Annotated in this window: 19 protein-coding genes; 12 read left to right on the forward strand and 7 right to left on the reverse strand. The window is 37.9% G+C overall.

Annotated elements, in window-relative coordinates:
* Nucleotides 1–52: 52 nt before the first annotated feature.
* A complete protein-coding gene (locus M028_RS0117945) occupies nucleotides 53–454 on the forward strand; it encodes a hypothetical protein (RefSeq protein ID WP_026575094.1) in 402 nt (133 codons plus the stop codon).
* Here M028_RS0117945 and M028_RS30350 read toward each other — a convergent pair whose 3' ends face one another.
* On the reverse strand, nucleotides 455–961 hold the full coding sequence (locus tag M028_RS30350) for a hypothetical protein (RefSeq protein WP_035424192.1): 507 nt from the start codon (nucleotides 959–961) through the stop codon (nucleotides 455–457).
* A 144-nt stretch (nucleotides 962–1,105) separates the two neighbouring features.
* On the opposite strand from M028_RS30350, the gene M028_RS0117955 reads away from it, so the two are divergent.
* Complete coding sequence (locus M028_RS0117955; RefSeq protein ID WP_026575095.1) at nucleotides 1,106–1,303, forward strand: hypothetical protein; 198 nt, start codon at nucleotides 1,106–1,108, stop codon at nucleotides 1,301–1,303.
* A 3-nt stretch (nucleotides 1,304–1,306) separates the two neighbouring features.
* Nucleotides 1,307–1,585, forward strand: coding sequence for a hypothetical protein (locus M028_RS30355; RefSeq protein ID WP_035424193.1), 279 nt, complete (start codon nucleotides 1,307–1,309; stop codon nucleotides 1,583–1,585).
* A 21-nt stretch (nucleotides 1,586–1,606) separates the two neighbouring features.
* Here M028_RS30355 and M028_RS0117965 read toward each other — a convergent pair whose 3' ends face one another.
* The gene (locus M028_RS0117965; protein WP_026575096.1) at nucleotides 1,607–1,855 is read right to left on the reverse strand and encodes a hypothetical protein; all 249 of its coding nucleotides are present in this window, start codon (nucleotides 1,853–1,855) and stop codon (nucleotides 1,607–1,609) included.
* 187 nt (nucleotides 1,856–2,042) lie between these two features.
* Here M028_RS0117965 and M028_RS0117970 point away from each other — a divergent pair, with 187 nt between their 5' ends.
* From M028_RS0117970 to M028_RS0117995, 5 genes are all read left to right on the forward strand, one after another.
* Nucleotides 2,043–3,665, forward strand: a complete 1,623-nt coding sequence (locus M028_RS0117970) for an ATP-binding protein (protein WP_035424194.1) — start codon at nucleotides 2,043–2,045, stop codon at nucleotides 3,663–3,665.
* Nucleotides 3,658–4,341, forward strand: a complete 684-nt coding sequence (locus M028_RS0117975; RefSeq protein WP_026575098.1) for a response regulator — start codon at nucleotides 3,658–3,660, stop codon at nucleotides 4,339–4,341. Before M028_RS0117970 ends, M028_RS0117975 begins: the two co-directional genes overlap by 8 nt.
* Nucleotides 4,342–4,603: 262 nt before the next feature.
* Nucleotides 4,604–5,896 carry a CitMHS family transporter gene (locus M028_RS0117980; RefSeq protein WP_026575099.1) on the forward strand — a complete coding sequence of 431 codons (1,293 nt, stop codon included), beginning with the start codon at nucleotides 4,604–4,606 and terminating at the stop codon, nucleotides 5,894–5,896.
* A gap of 520 nt (nucleotides 5,897–6,416) precedes the next feature.
* Nucleotides 6,417–6,980 (forward strand): DUF2062 domain-containing protein, encoded by a 564-nt coding sequence (locus M028_RS30360; RefSeq protein ID WP_035424195.1) that lies wholly within the window; start codon nucleotides 6,417–6,419, stop codon nucleotides 6,978–6,980.
* A gap of 155 nt (nucleotides 6,981–7,135) precedes the next feature.
* On the forward strand, nucleotides 7,136–8,311 hold the full coding sequence (locus M028_RS0117995) for a M20 family metallopeptidase (protein ID WP_026575101.1): 1,176 nt from the start codon (nucleotides 7,136–7,138) through the stop codon (nucleotides 8,309–8,311).
* Nucleotides 8,312–8,349: 38 nt separating this feature from the next.
* On the opposite strand, the gene M028_RS0118000 is transcribed toward M028_RS0117995, so the two are convergent.
* The gene (locus M028_RS0118000) at nucleotides 8,350–9,303 is read right to left on the reverse strand and encodes a D-2-hydroxyacid dehydrogenase (RefSeq protein WP_026575102.1); all 954 of its coding nucleotides are present in this window, start codon (nucleotides 9,301–9,303) and stop codon (nucleotides 8,350–8,352) included.
* Between the two features lie 330 nt (nucleotides 9,304–9,633).
* On the opposite strand from M028_RS0118000, the gene M028_RS30365 reads away from it, so the two are divergent.
* From M028_RS30365 to M028_RS0118020, 4 genes are all read left to right on the forward strand, one after another.
* Nucleotides 9,634–10,842 carry an MFS transporter gene (locus M028_RS30365; protein WP_035424361.1) on the forward strand — a complete coding sequence of 403 codons (1,209 nt, stop codon included), beginning with the start codon at nucleotides 9,634–9,636 and terminating at the stop codon, nucleotides 10,840–10,842.
* Between the two features lie 87 nt (nucleotides 10,843–10,929).
* Nucleotides 10,930–11,097: a hypothetical protein gene (locus M028_RS32905; RefSeq protein ID WP_155925644.1), complete on the forward strand. Its 168-nt coding sequence runs from the start codon at nucleotides 10,930–10,932 to the stop codon at nucleotides 11,095–11,097.
* A gap of 117 nt (nucleotides 11,098–11,214) precedes the next feature.
* Nucleotides 11,215–11,643 carry a MarR family winged helix-turn-helix transcriptional regulator gene (locus tag M028_RS0118015; RefSeq protein WP_026575103.1) on the forward strand — a complete coding sequence of 143 codons (429 nt, stop codon included), beginning with the start codon at nucleotides 11,215–11,217 and terminating at the stop codon, nucleotides 11,641–11,643.
* Complete coding sequence (locus M028_RS0118020; protein ID WP_026575104.1) at nucleotides 11,636–12,835, forward strand: MFS transporter; 1,200 nt, start codon at nucleotides 11,636–11,638, stop codon at nucleotides 12,833–12,835. The genes M028_RS0118015 and M028_RS0118020 overlap by 8 nt, the downstream gene beginning before the upstream one ends.
* Nucleotides 12,836–12,931: 96 nt before the next feature.
* Here the strand turns inward: M028_RS0118020 and M028_RS0118025 are convergent, their stop codons facing one another.
* The 4 genes from M028_RS0118025 to M028_RS0118040 form a co-directional block, all read right to left on the reverse strand.
* Nucleotides 12,932–13,207, reverse strand: a complete 276-nt coding sequence (locus M028_RS0118025; RefSeq protein WP_026575105.1) for a YqhV family protein — start codon at nucleotides 13,205–13,207, stop codon at nucleotides 12,932–12,934.
* Nucleotides 13,208–13,325: 118 nt separating this feature from the next.
* A complete protein-coding gene (locus M028_RS0118030; RefSeq protein WP_026575106.1) occupies nucleotides 13,326–14,090 on the reverse strand; it encodes a sulfite exporter TauE/SafE family protein in 765 nt (254 codons plus the stop codon).
* A 145-nt stretch (nucleotides 14,091–14,235) separates the two neighbouring features.
* Nucleotides 14,236–14,517: a hypothetical protein gene (locus M028_RS0118035; protein WP_026575107.1), complete on the reverse strand. Its 282-nt coding sequence runs from the start codon at nucleotides 14,515–14,517 to the stop codon at nucleotides 14,236–14,238.
* 58 nt (nucleotides 14,518–14,575) lie between these two features.
* A complete protein-coding gene (locus M028_RS0118040) occupies nucleotides 14,576–15,796 on the reverse strand; it encodes an MFS transporter (RefSeq protein ID WP_231510868.1) in 1,221 nt (406 codons plus the stop codon).
* Nucleotides 15,797–15,935 lie beyond the last annotated feature (139 nt).

Raw genomic sequence — 15,935 nt, forward strand, 5'->3', positions numbered from 1 at the left:
TATCTACCGCATAAGTTTTAACATAGGGCATTTCAGTAGGGGGGGGGAGTTGATGTTTAAATTTTTTTCATTTAGAAAAAAAAAGGAAGTAAAACAGGCATCCCCTCATTTACCACATATTCTGACAAAACTAGATCGAATTATTGAACTCCTTGAAACACAACAACAAGAAACATTAAAGGAAGAAAAACAAGGTGGAAATATCCACCTTGAACATGTACAAATTGATCATTTAGAGAACATTAATTTTCAGCTTGAGAAAATTGAAATTGACGAATTAAGCGGGAAATTATTGATTGGTAATAATATTAGCGGCTCAGAAGAATTAGCCAAATCCATAATTCAAAAAATAGAGAAAGAAAACGAAAAGGAAGTAATGGTAGAAACTGCTTCCGATGATGAACAAAAAATAATGAAAACTCCAAAAGGGTATCGTTTTCAAAATAAACTCTAATTATTCCCAATTGGTATTGGCGATTTTGATATCTTGATCATCGATAATTGCATCAATCATATCCGGATCATTATTAATACTTAAATTTTTAGTAATATGATTCATATTTCCATACGTATTACCGTGTGATACATTTTGTTTTTGATTTGCATCGATTCCATTTATCTGACCTTTCCCGACAAATAGGGAGGAATTATTGAGCATCGTTGTCACATTAACAGAATCAAGGCTAATATTCGATTCATTTTCATTACCAGGAGTCTCAAATGAAAAATTGATATCCCGGTCATCAATGGGCGTATCAATAAAATCCGGATCATTCAAAATAGAGGTATTATACAAGAGAAAATTATATTCCCCGCTAACATCACCAAACACTTTATTTTCCTTCCCATGCGCATTCCAGCCAATCGCAGTATTTTTTTCAGCGATAAAGATGCCTGCCTGCCGCTCCATGGTTTGGACATTAATATTTCCTGTAAATTGAAATTGTGAAGATTTTAACATTTTCTCACCACATTTTTTTCATTTCTGCTCTACTGTATGACCTGAATGAAGATTAGGTGATAAATACCCACTTTTTTAATAGCGGTTTGTGTCATTAGCTCAGGAACGGAATAGGCTAATAAAAATGGAAAAAGGGGAATAGCGGTGAATATTCGTTTTGACCATGTAACCATTGCAAATATGAAAAATTCTGCTGGTGTATTTTTAGGGGAAAAGAATATGATTAAAAAATTTCGAAGCGATCAGACAGTTACTGAAGTAATTGGAACGTTGTCAGGTAAGGAAAATATAGTGGTGGAAAATTTTTGGGCAAACACCAAAGAGAAGGGGGAGGCTGATTAAACGATGGGTTCCTCTTTTTTATCTCCATCTGTTCATATTGGAACCATCAAAATCGGGAGTATTGGTGAGGCGTCATGTTTTAGTATCGGAAATAATTTTATTGAAGATTTTAAAAGCAATAAAAAACATAGCCAAGGGTTAGGAAACATCCACGGGGACCGAAATAATTTATCTCATTCAAGCGCTTCGTTAACTACTATGCAGGAGGACCAAAATAAAAAGAAGCCTAGTGATAAAATGGATAAAGCTCCAACTGATAAAGCGGAAAAAAACCTTTCATGAAAGGTTTTTTTCTTTTGAAATTTATATATTTGCACCAAAATTTGGTTTAATATCTTGGTCAAAGATTACTCCATCAATTCCATCCAAGTTATCCAAATTATTCGCAACATTTAGTGTAAGGACATTAAAAAAGCCAAAGGTACTACCAAAACCTTGATTAAATTTTCTGTTGGAATCCATCCCTGTAATAATGGATTCACCGATTGATACATTGGCGTTTTGTTGGGGAGTGTTAACATTTAATACTCCTAAATTAATGACTGAAGGCATTCAAATTTCCTCCATTCCTCGGTACTATTATTTATTATATGATTTATCCCTTTTTATGTTCAGTAAATAACGAAATTGTGTTCATAAAAAACATAATCTACGAAACAACAATAAGTATAAATAACTTTTCAAAAAGGAAAACTCCCCAAAATACCGCTATAATGTAGAATAGAATTCGCATTTTTGTATGGGGGGATCCTGCCTGAACACAATAAAAATATCTCTGCAGACGAAAATCTTTGGGCTGGTACTGTCACTGGGATTATTATTAATCGTGCTGCTGACGGCTTTTTACAGCTACATGGAAAGTAAACAAATCGAAGAAAACCGGGGTAGAATGGCACTGGAAATTTCAAAAACGGTATCCTTTATTCCGACTATTATCGAGGCTTTTCAATCAAAAAATCCATCGCAAACCATTGAGCCGCTAGCTGAAAAAATTCGCAAAGAGACCGGTGCTGAATTTGTTGTAATAGGAAATAAAGAGGGAACCCGATATTCCCACCCGCTAAAATCGAAGCTCGGGAAAAAAATGAGGGGCGGAGATAACGAAAGAGCCCTTCAAAAGGGAGAATATTATGTATCTACGGCAAAGGGGACGCTCGGGCCATCTATCAGAGGAAAGTCACCTATATTTAATCAAAAAGGTGAAATCATTGGGATTGTTTCTGTAGGATTTTTACTGGAGGATATCCATCAGCAAATTATGAATAACGTAACGAAGGTTCTGTATGTAGCACTCTTCGCTCTCATCCTATCGTTAATTGCCAGCATTTTACTAGGGCGGAATATACGTAAGGATACAATGGGGCTTGAACCCTATGAAATTGCCTGGCTTTATAAAGAAAAAAACGCAGTATTGCATGCGGTGAAAGAAGGGATTTTGGCCATCAATCAAAAGGGGTTCATCACGATGATGAATCAACCGGCCAAAAAACTCCTAAATATTCATGGTTCAGTAAGACTCATGAAGGTGGATGGACTATTTCCTTCAGACTATTTATATGAAGTTTTAGAAACAGGAACACCTCAAATTGATAAAGAAATGGTCTGGAAGGACCGAACAGTGATTGTAAACTGCACACCTCTTTTCAATCAATATGAAATAACTGGCGTAGTTGCATCATTTCGGGATAAAACTGAAATTGAGCAAATGTTAAACACGATATCGGAGGTTAAAAGTTATTCTGAAGACCTTCGTGCGCAGACACATGAATTTACCAATAAATTATACGTGCTGCTTGGTCTGCTTCAGCTCGGCGAACATCAACAGGCGATCGAAATGATTCAATTGGAAACACAGGCACTGCAATTTCAAAATTCTGTTGTTTTTAACCAGATTAAAGATACAAAAATCCAGGCTATACTCTTAGGAAAGCTGGGAAAAGCATCGGAAAAGAAGATTCAGTTTGAAATTGCTTCTGATAGTTATTTGGAAAACTTACCGCACCATATAAAACTTTCCAACCTCATTGTCATCCTTGGAAATTTAATCGATAATGCCTTTGAGGCGGTATATGGGTTAGAATCTTCTACCGTTAAATTCTTCGCAACGGATATTGGTAGTGACATCATCTTTGAAATTTCAGATAATGGTAAGGGAATCAATGAAAATGAAATACCGCTTCTCTTTCAAAAGGGTTATACCACGAAAGAAGGGACCGAGTCGAGAGGATTTGGTCTATCAAATGCAGAAAAGGCTGTAATAGAGATGGGTGGAATGATTGAGGTACAAAGCAGTCCAGGGAGTGGAACTGTTTTTACTGTGTATCTTCCTAAGGATAGCGAGAGGGGGAGAAAACTTGAATAAGATCAAGGTAGTGATTACGGAAGACGATTTTCGAATTGCAGATATTCACGAGAAATTTTTACAGAAATTCAAGGAAATTGAAGTGGTTGGTAAAGCCTTGAACGGGGATCAAACCTTGCAAATACTAAAAAAAGAACAGCCTGATTTACTCCTTTTGGACGTGTACATGCCGGACATGCTCGGGGCTGAACTCCTGCCAGTCATTCGTGAGAGTTTCCCTATGATGGGGGTTATCATGATTACAGCTGCAACCGATAAAGTTTTTCTTGAAAAAGCATTAAGTTATGGAGTAGAGAATTATTTAATCAAACCGGTTAACCGGGAACGATTTGATGAGGTAATTTTGGAATATGTTCAAAAACACACCCTGTTAATGTCCAAACAAGAGGTGAATCAAAATTATGTAGACCTTTTATTTGGAAAAGGAAAACAGGAAAGAACAGGGAAAAGTGCTGGATTGCCTAAAGGAATTGATGATATTACGCTTGGAAAAGTGAAAGCAGTTATACGTTCCAAAAATGGAGGACTATCTGCAGAAGAAGTCGGACAGGAAATCGGTGCATCACGGATCACGGCTCGCCGTTATTTAGAATATTTATCCGCTATCAAAGAAGTGAAGGCGGAAGTGGTTTATGGAATTGTAGGAAGACCGGAAAGAAAATATTATCCCGTGTAAGAAGGATTGCAAAAAAGCAGTCCTTCATTTTTTAGGAATGTTAAAGAAAAATAATGATTTTTAAACAAAGTTGATTGGAGCGGAAATCAACAATCCAGTTTTATCAAAGCCTTTTTAAAAAAATAATACTGGAAAAATTCTCCTCGCATGAACAATATGTACAAAATGCAATTTAATTTACGATATTAACATTATTTTGGAAACGTTTTCACCATATAAAATTTTGATTATTATTAATTTACAAACAAAAGGGGTGAAGACAATGTTAGCAATTTTAGGATTTTTAATGATTATTATTTTCATGGTTTTAATTATGACAAGACGTCTTTCAGCTATGATTGCCCTCATGGTCGTTCCAGTAGCCTTTGCTTTAATCGGCGGGTTCGGAAAGGATATGGGTCCTATGGCATTAGAAGGGATCAAGAGTGTGGCACCAACAGGAATTATGATTCTATTTGCCATTCTATTTTTCGGAATTATGATTGATGCAGGAGTATTCGATCCAATTATTCAAAAAATCTTAAAAGTAGTGAAGGGTGACCCAGTAAAAATAGCAATTGGTACAGCTGTACTTGCACTATTAATCTCCCTTGATGGAGATGGAACAACCACTTATATGATTACCATTTCCGCAATGCTCCCATTGTACAAACGAATTGGGATGAAACCATTAGTCTTAGCGGGGATTGCAGTATCAGCTTCCGGAGTTATGAACCTGCTTCCATGGGGGGGTCCTACTGCCAGGGTTATGACGGCATTACATCTTGAAATGGGAGATGTATTTACTCCAGTCATTCCAAGTATGATTGGCGGAGTGTTGTTTGTATTGTTTATGGCATATTGTCTTGGAAGAAAAGAGCGTAAACGGATAGGAGTATTGGACATTGATTATAGCACAATGGCGCAGATGGCAGCTACAACTGAGGATGCATACCTCAAACGTCCAAAATTAATTCTAGTAAACTACCTTCTTACGATTATTCTTTTATATGCTTTAATTCAAGAAGTACTTCCAACAACTGTTTTGTTTATGATTGGTTTTGCCATTGCGATCACAATCAATTATCCGAATTTGAAAGAACAAAAAGAACGTATTATGCACTATGCTGATAATGCATTATCTGTAGTTTCAATGGTTTTTGCGGCTGGTATTTTTACAGGAATTCTTACAGGGACGAAAATGGTTGATGCCATGGCAAACAGCATGATTTCTCATATTCCTGATGCACTTGGTTCACACTTTGCGCTGATCACAGCCATTATTAGTGCGCCATTTACCTTCTTTATGTCAAATGATGCATTTTACTACGGAGTATTGCCTTTGTTGGCAAAAGCGGCAAGCGGTTTTGGAATTGACCCAGCGATGATTGGACGAGCCTCATTATTAGGATTGCCAGTCCATCTCTTAAGCCCACTCGTTCCTTCTACTTATTTACTAGTTGGGATGGTTGGTGCGGATTTCGGAGACCTGCAGCGATCCTTCTTAAAATGGGCTTGCGGTTCAACGGTTGTCATGATTTTAGTTGCTCTCGTTTTAACGATTATACCATTCTAAAAGTTCCTCAAAAGAGCTCCTTCATAGGGGCTTTTTGATTTTTAAAATAGGAGTTTATTATGTATATAATTTTTTTAGCAATCAAAGAATTTTTAAAAATCCGGTGATCTATGCTTTTTTATTAGGGCTTCTGCTCCAGACGCTTCATATAAAAATTCCTGAGTTTTTATGGTCGCCTGTTAAAAATACATCTAATGCTTTTTTTGCAGTAGCGCTTATAACACTTTGAATCAGGACCGTTCAATGAATAGAACGGTATTAAGATTCAATCTTAGTGCGGATTCGTTCCCCAACCGAAATAGCTCCCATCTCATATAATTCTTCAAAAAATAGTGCTCCAAAAACTTTTTATCAAGAATAATAAGATCGATTGTTGTTGAAACCCAAAGAAGTATTAAATTTCCTGTCTAAAAAATATAAAAATAATGACAATCTGACTCGAAAATTGATTATAATTAATACAAAGTTATTATTTTTGTGATTTTTGTCAAATTGGCCTGCAACGAAGGAGGTTTTTCATATGAACATAAGGCAAAAGAAATATAATTTTTTTCAACGAATCGGACGTGCGTTTAGGTTGAATTTTTTAAAACTGTTTCGTTCTCCTGGCGGGGCCAAAAAAGTGTCATTAGGTTTTGCGATTGGCTTTGGTTTGGAAATGTTGGTGATATCATCTGCGTCACTTATCTATATATTATTTATCCCGATTGTCCGTCTGGCCAAAGGATCTTTTCCGGCTGCAATCATTGGAAATGTTATTGGCAAACTAACCTTTCTGCCTGTGATCCTGTTACCTTTTGCAAAAAAACTCGGGAAAGCGGTCTTTCCATTGAAGGTTCAGATTGGACAAAGTACACCATTTTCATTTGAAAAACTACTGCATGGCGATTTTAGTGTCATTATCAGTATCCTCCACGGGGGAGTCCATGTTTTAATTGGAATGACCATTTTTGGTATTGTTCTTGGGATTATCTCATACTTCATAGTCTACTATTTGTATGAAAAGCAAAAAACGAAACGACTAACCAGAATTCGTGATAAACAGGCACTTCGGAAAAATAGCCTGAATAAAAATTTAGTATGATTTTTGATGAATTAACGGTTACCCATTCTTCATGTGGTGACCGTTTTTTTGACTTCTCGAATCTATTTAGTTTTCTCATGTGTTAACGTATAATGAAAGTGATAGTTGTGAATTTTCTAACCAATTTAATTTTCCATCATGCGGAGGTCCATTAGATGCTGCTTAATACCTTTAAAAATGAAGTAAACCAACTAAAATACGAGGTAATCGGGTGGAGGAGATATCTCCATCAAAACCCTGAATTATCATTTCATGAAGAAAAAACGGCACAATTTGTGTACGAAACACTCCAATCCTTTGGGAACTTGGAGCTTTCCCGACCGACAAAGACAAGTGTGATGGCTCGCCTCATCGGTTCACAGCCGGGTAAGGTCCTTGCAATCCGAGCTGATATGGATGCCTTGCCGATTCAAGAGGAAAACACATTTGAATTTGCATCTAGTATTCCCGGGGTGATGCACGCCTGCGGGCATGATGGACACACGGCGATTTTACTTGGGACTGCAAAGATACTTTCGGGTATGAAGGACCGCATCCAAGGGGAGGTTCGTTTCCTCTTTCAGCATGGGGAAGAAATGTTTCCGGGCGGCGCCGAGGAAATGGTGGAAGCAGGGGTAATGAATGGTGTTGACCTCGTAATAGGAACCCATCTTTGGTCCCCAATTGAAGTAGGCAAGGTTGGGATTGTCTATGGTAAGATGCAGGCTGCGCCGGATACCTTTGATATTACAATAAAAGGGGCCGGTGGACATGCTGCGGAGCCGCATTGTACTGTTGATGCGATTGCAATTGCTACACAAGTAGTTGGCAACCTGCAGCATATTGTTTCTAGAAACACGGATCCACTCGATAATCTTGTTGTTTCGGTTACAAAAATCATGGGGGGAACCGCTCATAATGTGATTCCGAATACTGTAGAAATCGGCGGGACGGTCCGCAGCTTTGATGCTAAACTGCGCGAATCCATCCCGCCTCTAATGGAACGAATCATAAAGGGGATTACGCTGGCACACGGTGCTGACTATGATTTTTCTTACAATTATGGCTACCGCCCTGTTGTAAATGATGAAGTTGTTACTAGGGGGATAGAGGAAACTGTTCTTGAGCTGTTCGGGGATAAGGCTCTCGCGCCAATTAAACCGGATATGGGCGGAGAAGATTTTTCCGCTTTCCAGCAAAAAGCGCCGGGAGCGTTTTTCTATATAGGGGCAGGGAATGCTGAAAAAGGAATTATTCATCCCCATCACCATCCACGTTTTACGATCGATGAAGAATCATTGGAAATGGCGGTTAACATCTTTGTTCATGCCGCATTTAAATTTTTGAATTAAACAAAGGGTCTGCCCCAATCTTATGGGGGAGACCCTTTTTAATATCCGCGTTTTCGATCCACTATTCCGTGTAAAGTTTGTCCATTTAAATATTTTATTACATTATCAACAAAAAATTGAGTCACACCTTCAATAGTGCTAGGTCCAGACAAATGCGAAGTGATATAGACATTTGGCATTGAATAAAAACGATGATCCTTTGGCAGTGGCTCTGTTTCAAAAACGTCAAGAATTGCTGCTTTCAGGTGCCCTTCCTCAAGAACAGATTGTAAATCATTTTCAGCGATCAGTGCACCTCTGCCCACATTTACAAGACAGCTATCAGGCTTCATCGCGAGAAGGATCTCACGATTGATAACATGGTAGGTTTTTTCTGTTAAAGGAAGCGTTAGGACAAGGTAATCAAGATCTTTAACAAAATCCGTCCATTGGTTTGCAGTAAAGTGTTGGTCCACAGTTTCGGCATTCCTCCCGCTAAAACTTAATCCGTGAACCCTCATGTCAAATGCTTTAGCCTTACGGACGGTTTCAGCTCCAATCGATCCCAGTCCAGCTATTCCGATGGTTTTTCTGGCAAGGGAGTCAGAAATAAAGGAATCCCAATTCCGTTCTGTTTGTGCTTGTCTCATTCGCGGAATGTCCTTAACAATATGTAGAAGATAGGCAAAAATATATTCAGAAATATATGTGCCAAACTGGTCGACAATTCTGGTAAGGAGGATATCATCAGGGATGGAAGAATCGGCCACTAAATCATTCACACCTGCGCCTATCGACTGAAACCAACGGACAGATAAGGCATTTGGTGTACGAAGGAGTTGGGTAGGGAACTTCCAGCCTAAGATAATCTCAGTACCGGGTAAAAACATTTCTGCTTCCTCGTAAGTTGCTGCTGCCTTCACAGCTTTATAACCATGTCCACGTACGCAGTTCGCATATTCTTCAGCGTGGTTCGGGTCAAATACTAATATATTCGGTTGTGACGAATTCATAAAAATCACTCCTATACAATCTATCTAATGAGACATTAGCCATAATCAATATAATTAAAGTTAACAATAGATGTAATAAGAATTCAAGATAAAAAGGTTTCAGGAGTTGCTATATTATTTATAGTTAATATCCACCTTTTAAAGGGATAATTGTCTATAAAAAACTATTTATGGGAATGTATCCTAGTCTTTTATCCTTAATTTTCACACCCTAATATTTCGGGAATGAAAATAAAACCGCTCTGTGTTATGATGGCAATATCAAACCGATCGGATGTAAGGTGGATTCCATCTTTGTCATTCAAAGGAAAAAGTGGGAGTGCGATTAGAATGGAAACGTGGAAACGGAATTTATGGGTGCTTTGGATAGGCTGTTTCTTTACATCGGCAAGCTTTTCGATGGTCATTCCTTTTTTGCCCCTTTTTCTACTGCAAATTGGCGTTCATCAACATACAGAAATGTGGTCAGGACTGCTTTTTAGTTCGGCCTTTTTTGCCGGTGCAATCGCTTCTCCTTTCTGGGGGAGGGTAGCAGACCGGTACGGAAGAAAGCCAATGATTATTCGGGCCGGATTTGTTCTTTTTGTCATCTATACATTAATGGCCTTCGTAACGAATCCTTATGAGATCTTAGCATTAAGAATAATGCAGGGATTATTGAGTGGCTTTATTCCTGGCTCAATCGCATTAATTGGGACCAATACACCAAATGAAAAAATTGGGTATGCCCTTTCTTTAATCTCTACCGCTACGGCTTCAGGGGGGATTCTTGGACCATTACTTGGAGGTGGAATTGCTCATCTCGTCGGAAATCGCTTAGCTTTTGCTAGTGCCGGAATCTTCGTCTTTATTGCCTCATTTCTTATTATTTTCTGGGTGAAAGAAGAAAACCTTACTCCTAGTAAAGAGAAGGGATCCGTTATAAATGATTTCAAGGTGGCATGGACCAATCGGACGTTAATGATGGTTCTTACCTTAACCGTTGTAACAAGCTGTTCGGTCATGACGATTGAACCGGTTCTCCCATTATATATTGTGAAATTAGGGAGCTCTTCTGAAGATGCTTCATTACTAGCAGGTATCGTATTTTCCCTTCCGGGGATTGCCAGTGCCCTGTTTGCTCCCTATTGGGGAAGATGGGCGGACAAGGTTGGCTTCCAAAAAGTGCTTGTCATAGGACTGCTGGGCGGTGGAGTTGGAACATTGGCACAAATCCTATTCGGAGAAATTTGGGGATTTTCAGTCATTCGTTTTGTTTATGGTGTGTTTTTCTGTGCCGTATTTCCAGCATTAAATGGGCTTGTCGTAAAATCAACACCAGACGATTTCAGGGGAAGAGCCTTTGGATTAAACCAAACTGCCAATCAAATTGGCGGGATGGTCGGTCCAATGATTGGCGGTTTTATTGGTGGAATTTTTCCTGTTCAAATTGTATTTGTTGTAACGGGACTATTACTATTAACAGCTATGGGTATGGCGTATAGAAAAGGGAATATGTTAAACAGTTCAATAAAGAGAAATGCATTGGCAGAAAAATAAATGAGCTTAAAACGTCACAAAAGAAGTGGCGTTTTTTTGTTCACATTTAAATGAAAGCGCATACATTGATAACAAGGGGGTGATTATATGTTGTATCCTTATGGGAACGATTATATTAAATATTTAAACGATGAAGATTCCTACGGTATGACTTATGATCAATGGAAGGACAAGAATTCGAAAATGGATTCGGATCATCACCATCAAGCGGGGGAAAGTAAAGGTCCAATTAAAAAATATTCAAATTTTAAATAATGGCACCGTATTGGTGCTTTTTTTATGTCACAGCGATTGACAATTTTTTTTAAAAGAGTATAGTGTTTAATAGTTACCTTAGGTAACTAATTTTGCGAGGAATGTGGTGTTTTCAAAATGCAAGGTTTTTTCCAACAATATTTAAGAGTATATCGTCCTCTTATAAGCAAATTAAATGAGACACTTGGAGAATTTGAGCTATCGTATTCCTTGTGGCAAGTTATTTGGTATATATACAAAAATCAGCAGTCAACGCTCGTGGATATTTCCAATTATTATAATGTGGAAAAGCCTACGGTCACAAGGGCTGTTAAACGATTAGAGGAGAAGCTCATCATAAAAGTCATCCCAGGAAAAGATAAGCGGGAGAAAGTGATCCAACTCACAGATTTAGGGGAAGACCTTTACCAGATTATAAGACAGAAAATAACCGAGCTCGAGTACAGTGTCATGAGCGGGATTTCGAAAGAGGAACAAAGTGCCGCATTTCAATTACTCCCAAAATTAAGGAAAAACATTCTTAAAGAAGGTAGAAAAGATGAATAAACCAAAATTATGGACAAAGGATTTTTTAATTGTCTCAACAGCAAACTTTTTTCTTTACTTTACATTTTATTTATTAATGGTAACCATCACCATATTCGCTTCAGAGAAATTTCATGCATCTCCAAGTCAAGCAGGGCTTGCTTCTGGAATATTTGTAGTAGGCACATTGATTGCACGATTATTTTCCGGAAGATCAATCGACCGTGTCGGCTGGAAAAAGATGTTATACATTGGCTTTATCTTATTCTTACTTACCACATTATTATATTTTGCAGTAAACAGTCTTACTTTTCTTCTTGTGAATCGTTTCTTGAATGGCGCCGCAATGGGGGTTGCTTCCACAGCAACGGGAACGATCGTTGCGAAAATTATCCCAAATGCAAGACGTGGCGAAGGCACTGGTTATTATGCATTAAGTGTAACGCTTGCTGCAGCGATTGGGCCTTTCTTAGGGATGTTCCTTATGCAGCATTCAAGTTTTAATATGAATTTTATTGTTTGTCTTATTTTTCTAGTCATGAGTTTTGTTGCGATATTCTTTTTAAATGTTCCAAAAGTCGAACTATCGCAGGAACAATTGGCAAAAATGAAGGGGTTCTCGATTCATCAATTCTTTGAAGTAAAAGCCATACCGATTTCGATTATCGGTGCATTGGTGGGATTTGGGTACTCAAGTATCCTTACATTCTTAACTTCCTTTGCAAAAGAAATCAATTTAGTAGATGTCGGAAGTTTCTTCTTTATTGTTTACGCTGTTTTCACTCTGATTTCAAGACCATTTACCGGCAAATGGTTTGATCAAAAAGGTGAAAACTTTGTGATGTATCCATCCTTTTTATTCTTCGCAGTTGCTTTGATCCTGCTTAGCCAGGTTCATCAAGGGATAATGCTATTAGTTGTTGGTGCCTTAGTCGGTCTTGGATATGCAACATTCTCGTCAAGTGCCCAAGCGATTTCCATCAAAGTATCGCCAAAAAATCGGATGGGGCTGGCAACTTCGACCTTTTTCATTTTTGTTGATGGCGGAGTTGGGATTGGGCCATTCATCCTCGGCTTTTTCGTTCCTTTAATTGGCTACCGGGGGCTGTATTTTAGTGTCGGGATTGTTGTTTTTGCTTGTATCTTCTTATATTATTTCTTACATGGCAGAAAAAATCGTCCGAGAAGAAGTGAACTTGTTGAACTACATTAATTAATTTTTTTCAGTTCTGTATGAAATGGTTATGATACATCCTTCCAGCAGTAAAAAAGGGTAAAAAAAGTACGCAGGATTATCTTGCGTACTGTTTTAGCCTTTCATTGCTCCGATTAAAATAAAACAAACCCCTAGGAGTATCCATGCAATTTTATAAAGCGAAATATTTCCAACCATTCCTAAAACGCCAATGGTGGTGGTAAGAATTAAGATAATGGGTCCCACAAGTGCAAGAGAACTATTCACCATTAAGGCTTTTTCAACGGAGTTAAATCTGATCATTAAAATGGCGGCAAATATTTCGATGCTGCCTGAAAGAACTCTTAATAATGCCATTCCTAATACGGCTTTTTCAAGAAAAATAAACATTTTTGCCTCCCGAAGAAAAAATATATCTAAAAAAGTATATGTTGTATTCTTCAAAAGAAGGACAGGTCAAAAAAATGTTTTGAAGTTTAAAGGAAAAATGGCTGGGTGCAGCCGTATTTTAAATCAACTTAAATCCGCTAAATAAGATAATCAATGCCATGATCGTCCGTAATGGTTTGGCAGGGAATTTTGAGGATAAGGTGCTACCTAAAAGGACTCCTGGAATGGAACCAAGCAAAAGATTAACCATCAATGAATAATCAACATTCCCAATCCCTGCATGCATTAGGCCAGCGGCAGTGACCAATAAAAAAGCGTGAGCAATATCCGTTCCAACTAATTCAGAAGGAGTCATTTTATACAAATATAGCATCGCCAAGGCAAATAATGAGCCCGACCCAATCGAAGTTAGCCCGACAATAAAACCCAGTATTGCTCCGATTGTAATGGTCAAAGCACGTTTTTCCTCCAAGGGTTTTATTTGAAAGGGATTCCAATTGAATTTTTCCTTGATAAAGGTTTTAATCAGGGTGGTCAAAGCAACCAATATTAACACATAGCCCAAAGCATGTTTAATAACAAGTTCTTGATTATGAAAAAAGGCATCGAAAAGATGAAGAGTCCCTACAGCAATGATTGTACTTGGAATACTGCCAATTGCGAGGTATTTCACAAGTCTAAAGTTAATCGTCTTTTGCCGCCAATGTTGAACAGATCCGAAGAATTTTGTTATAGAATTATAGGCAAGGTCCGTTCCGACTGCAATTGCTGGATTAATCCCTAATAAAACCAGGATTGGTGTGAGTAATGCAGCGCCGCCTACCCCTGTAAGTCCGACCAAAATGCCAATAAAAAGCCCCATCACTATAATGCCGATACTCATAAGGCAAACACTCCAAATTATTTAAATCTATTATTTATCCCTAAATTATGAAGTGGATAAATGCCTTGTTACAAACCTTTGTTGTTAAAAATAAAAAGGGGCTTAATCTAGTATGAACCAGGTTAAGCCCCATAAGTAAATAGGTTTATTTTTGTTCTTCCTCGTTTAACTTAATTTTTTTACAACCAACATACAGGCATGAGAAAATGTCTAAGCCATGCTTTGCTTTTACCAATCCTTTTAAATAAGGAGTAACTAAATCCTTAAAGTCCGCGGCAACTCCTTCTTCTTCCAAGATTCCATATACATAGAGCTTTTTTTCGTCAAAGAGAAAGGCCACATTTCCAACGGCTTTATTAGCGGAATCAACCACATTTAATACTTGAAATTGGGGTGTAATTACTTCAGGTGAAAAATAAATTTGCAATTAAATCCCATCCCTTTTTTAATCGTTTAGCTCCAGCGCTGTGGAAGGCACTTTCGCTTTAAGTAAATTGTAATTTTTCAAACAATGTGTCGCTTTCTTTTGATGGTTCTTTCTTTGCTACATGAATTAACAACATGCAAAGAAATGCACAGATTAAGGTTAATCCGGCGGTGATTAGAAACATTCCTGTACGGGACCAAGCCATTAACGTACTAAAAATCGGTGGGCCAATTGCAACACCTAAAAATCTGACGGAACCATATAAGGATGTGACAAAGCCTCTCCGGTCAGACGGAACCGCCCCAGTTATAAAGCTGTTAATACAAGGGAGTACTAGTCCTGTCCCAATACTGCTGATCACTAAAACAGCAAAGAATGGAATTAGTTTTTTAAAAAAAATCAGCGATGCGAAAGAAGAAGTCATTAACAAAAGTCCTAAGATAATCAACGTTTTCATTAATTTCATTTTTTTTCCTATTTTACTGCCTGTTATGTAAGAAGTAATCGTCATGAATAAAAGTGGGATTGCGAGAATTCCTCCTTTTAAGACACCATCGATGTGATGATCTTTTTCAAGAATATCAGAAATGTAAAATAAAATTCCAAATAAGGTAAATAAGCAAACTGCTCCAGTTAAATAGGTAGCAAACAGCCAGCGTCCCTCTGTCCTAAATACAGAAATAAGCCCTTTTACATACTTGCCAAGAGAAGGAGGCTCTTTTTCCTTTTTCTTTTCTTTAATAAAAAATATGGTCAAAAGGACAGATATGAGACAAAAAACCGGAAAGGCAAAAAATGCTGCGTACCAAAAGAGAAGAGCTAAGAGAGAACCTATGATTGGACTAATGACCTTTCCAAAACCATTCGAGGCTTCTACTAGTCCAAGCACTTTGCTTTGTTCGCTGCCTTTAAACAAATCCCCTGTTAAGGCCATTGCAATTGGAGCAGTTCCGGCTGCACCGATTCCCTGCATGATTCTTCCCGCCATAATCCAGAGATAAGCATTTGAAAACCAAGCTGCGGCTGCGCCCGCAAGTAACCCTCCACTTCCATATAAAATAAGTGCAGGTATAATGATTGCTTTTCGCGAAAACCGATCTGATAAATAGCCAAGAACAGGAATAGAGATGGCCGCAGCAATCGAAAAAGCAGAAATAATTAAACTAACTTTAAATTGTGAAATATCGAGAACTGACCTCATTTTTGGAAGAATTGGAATCAACATCGAATTACCCAAAACCAAGATTAGCGGAATTGAACCTATTGCAAATATTGTCATGCCTTTATTTTTTTTTTTAGGCAATGGATGTACACCCCTAACTATTAGATTGAAGCCTTTTTTTATTGTTTGAAAGGAGACGTATGTTTATTCAGATGGCAAATGCCTATATTTCGAGGGAATCAGCCCATTATTTACA

Origin of the sequence: Bacillus sp. UNC438CL73TsuS30 (genome assembly GCF_000482325.1) — a bacterium.
Lineage (GTDB): Bacteria > Bacillota > Bacilli > Bacillales > Cytobacillaceae > Neobacillus.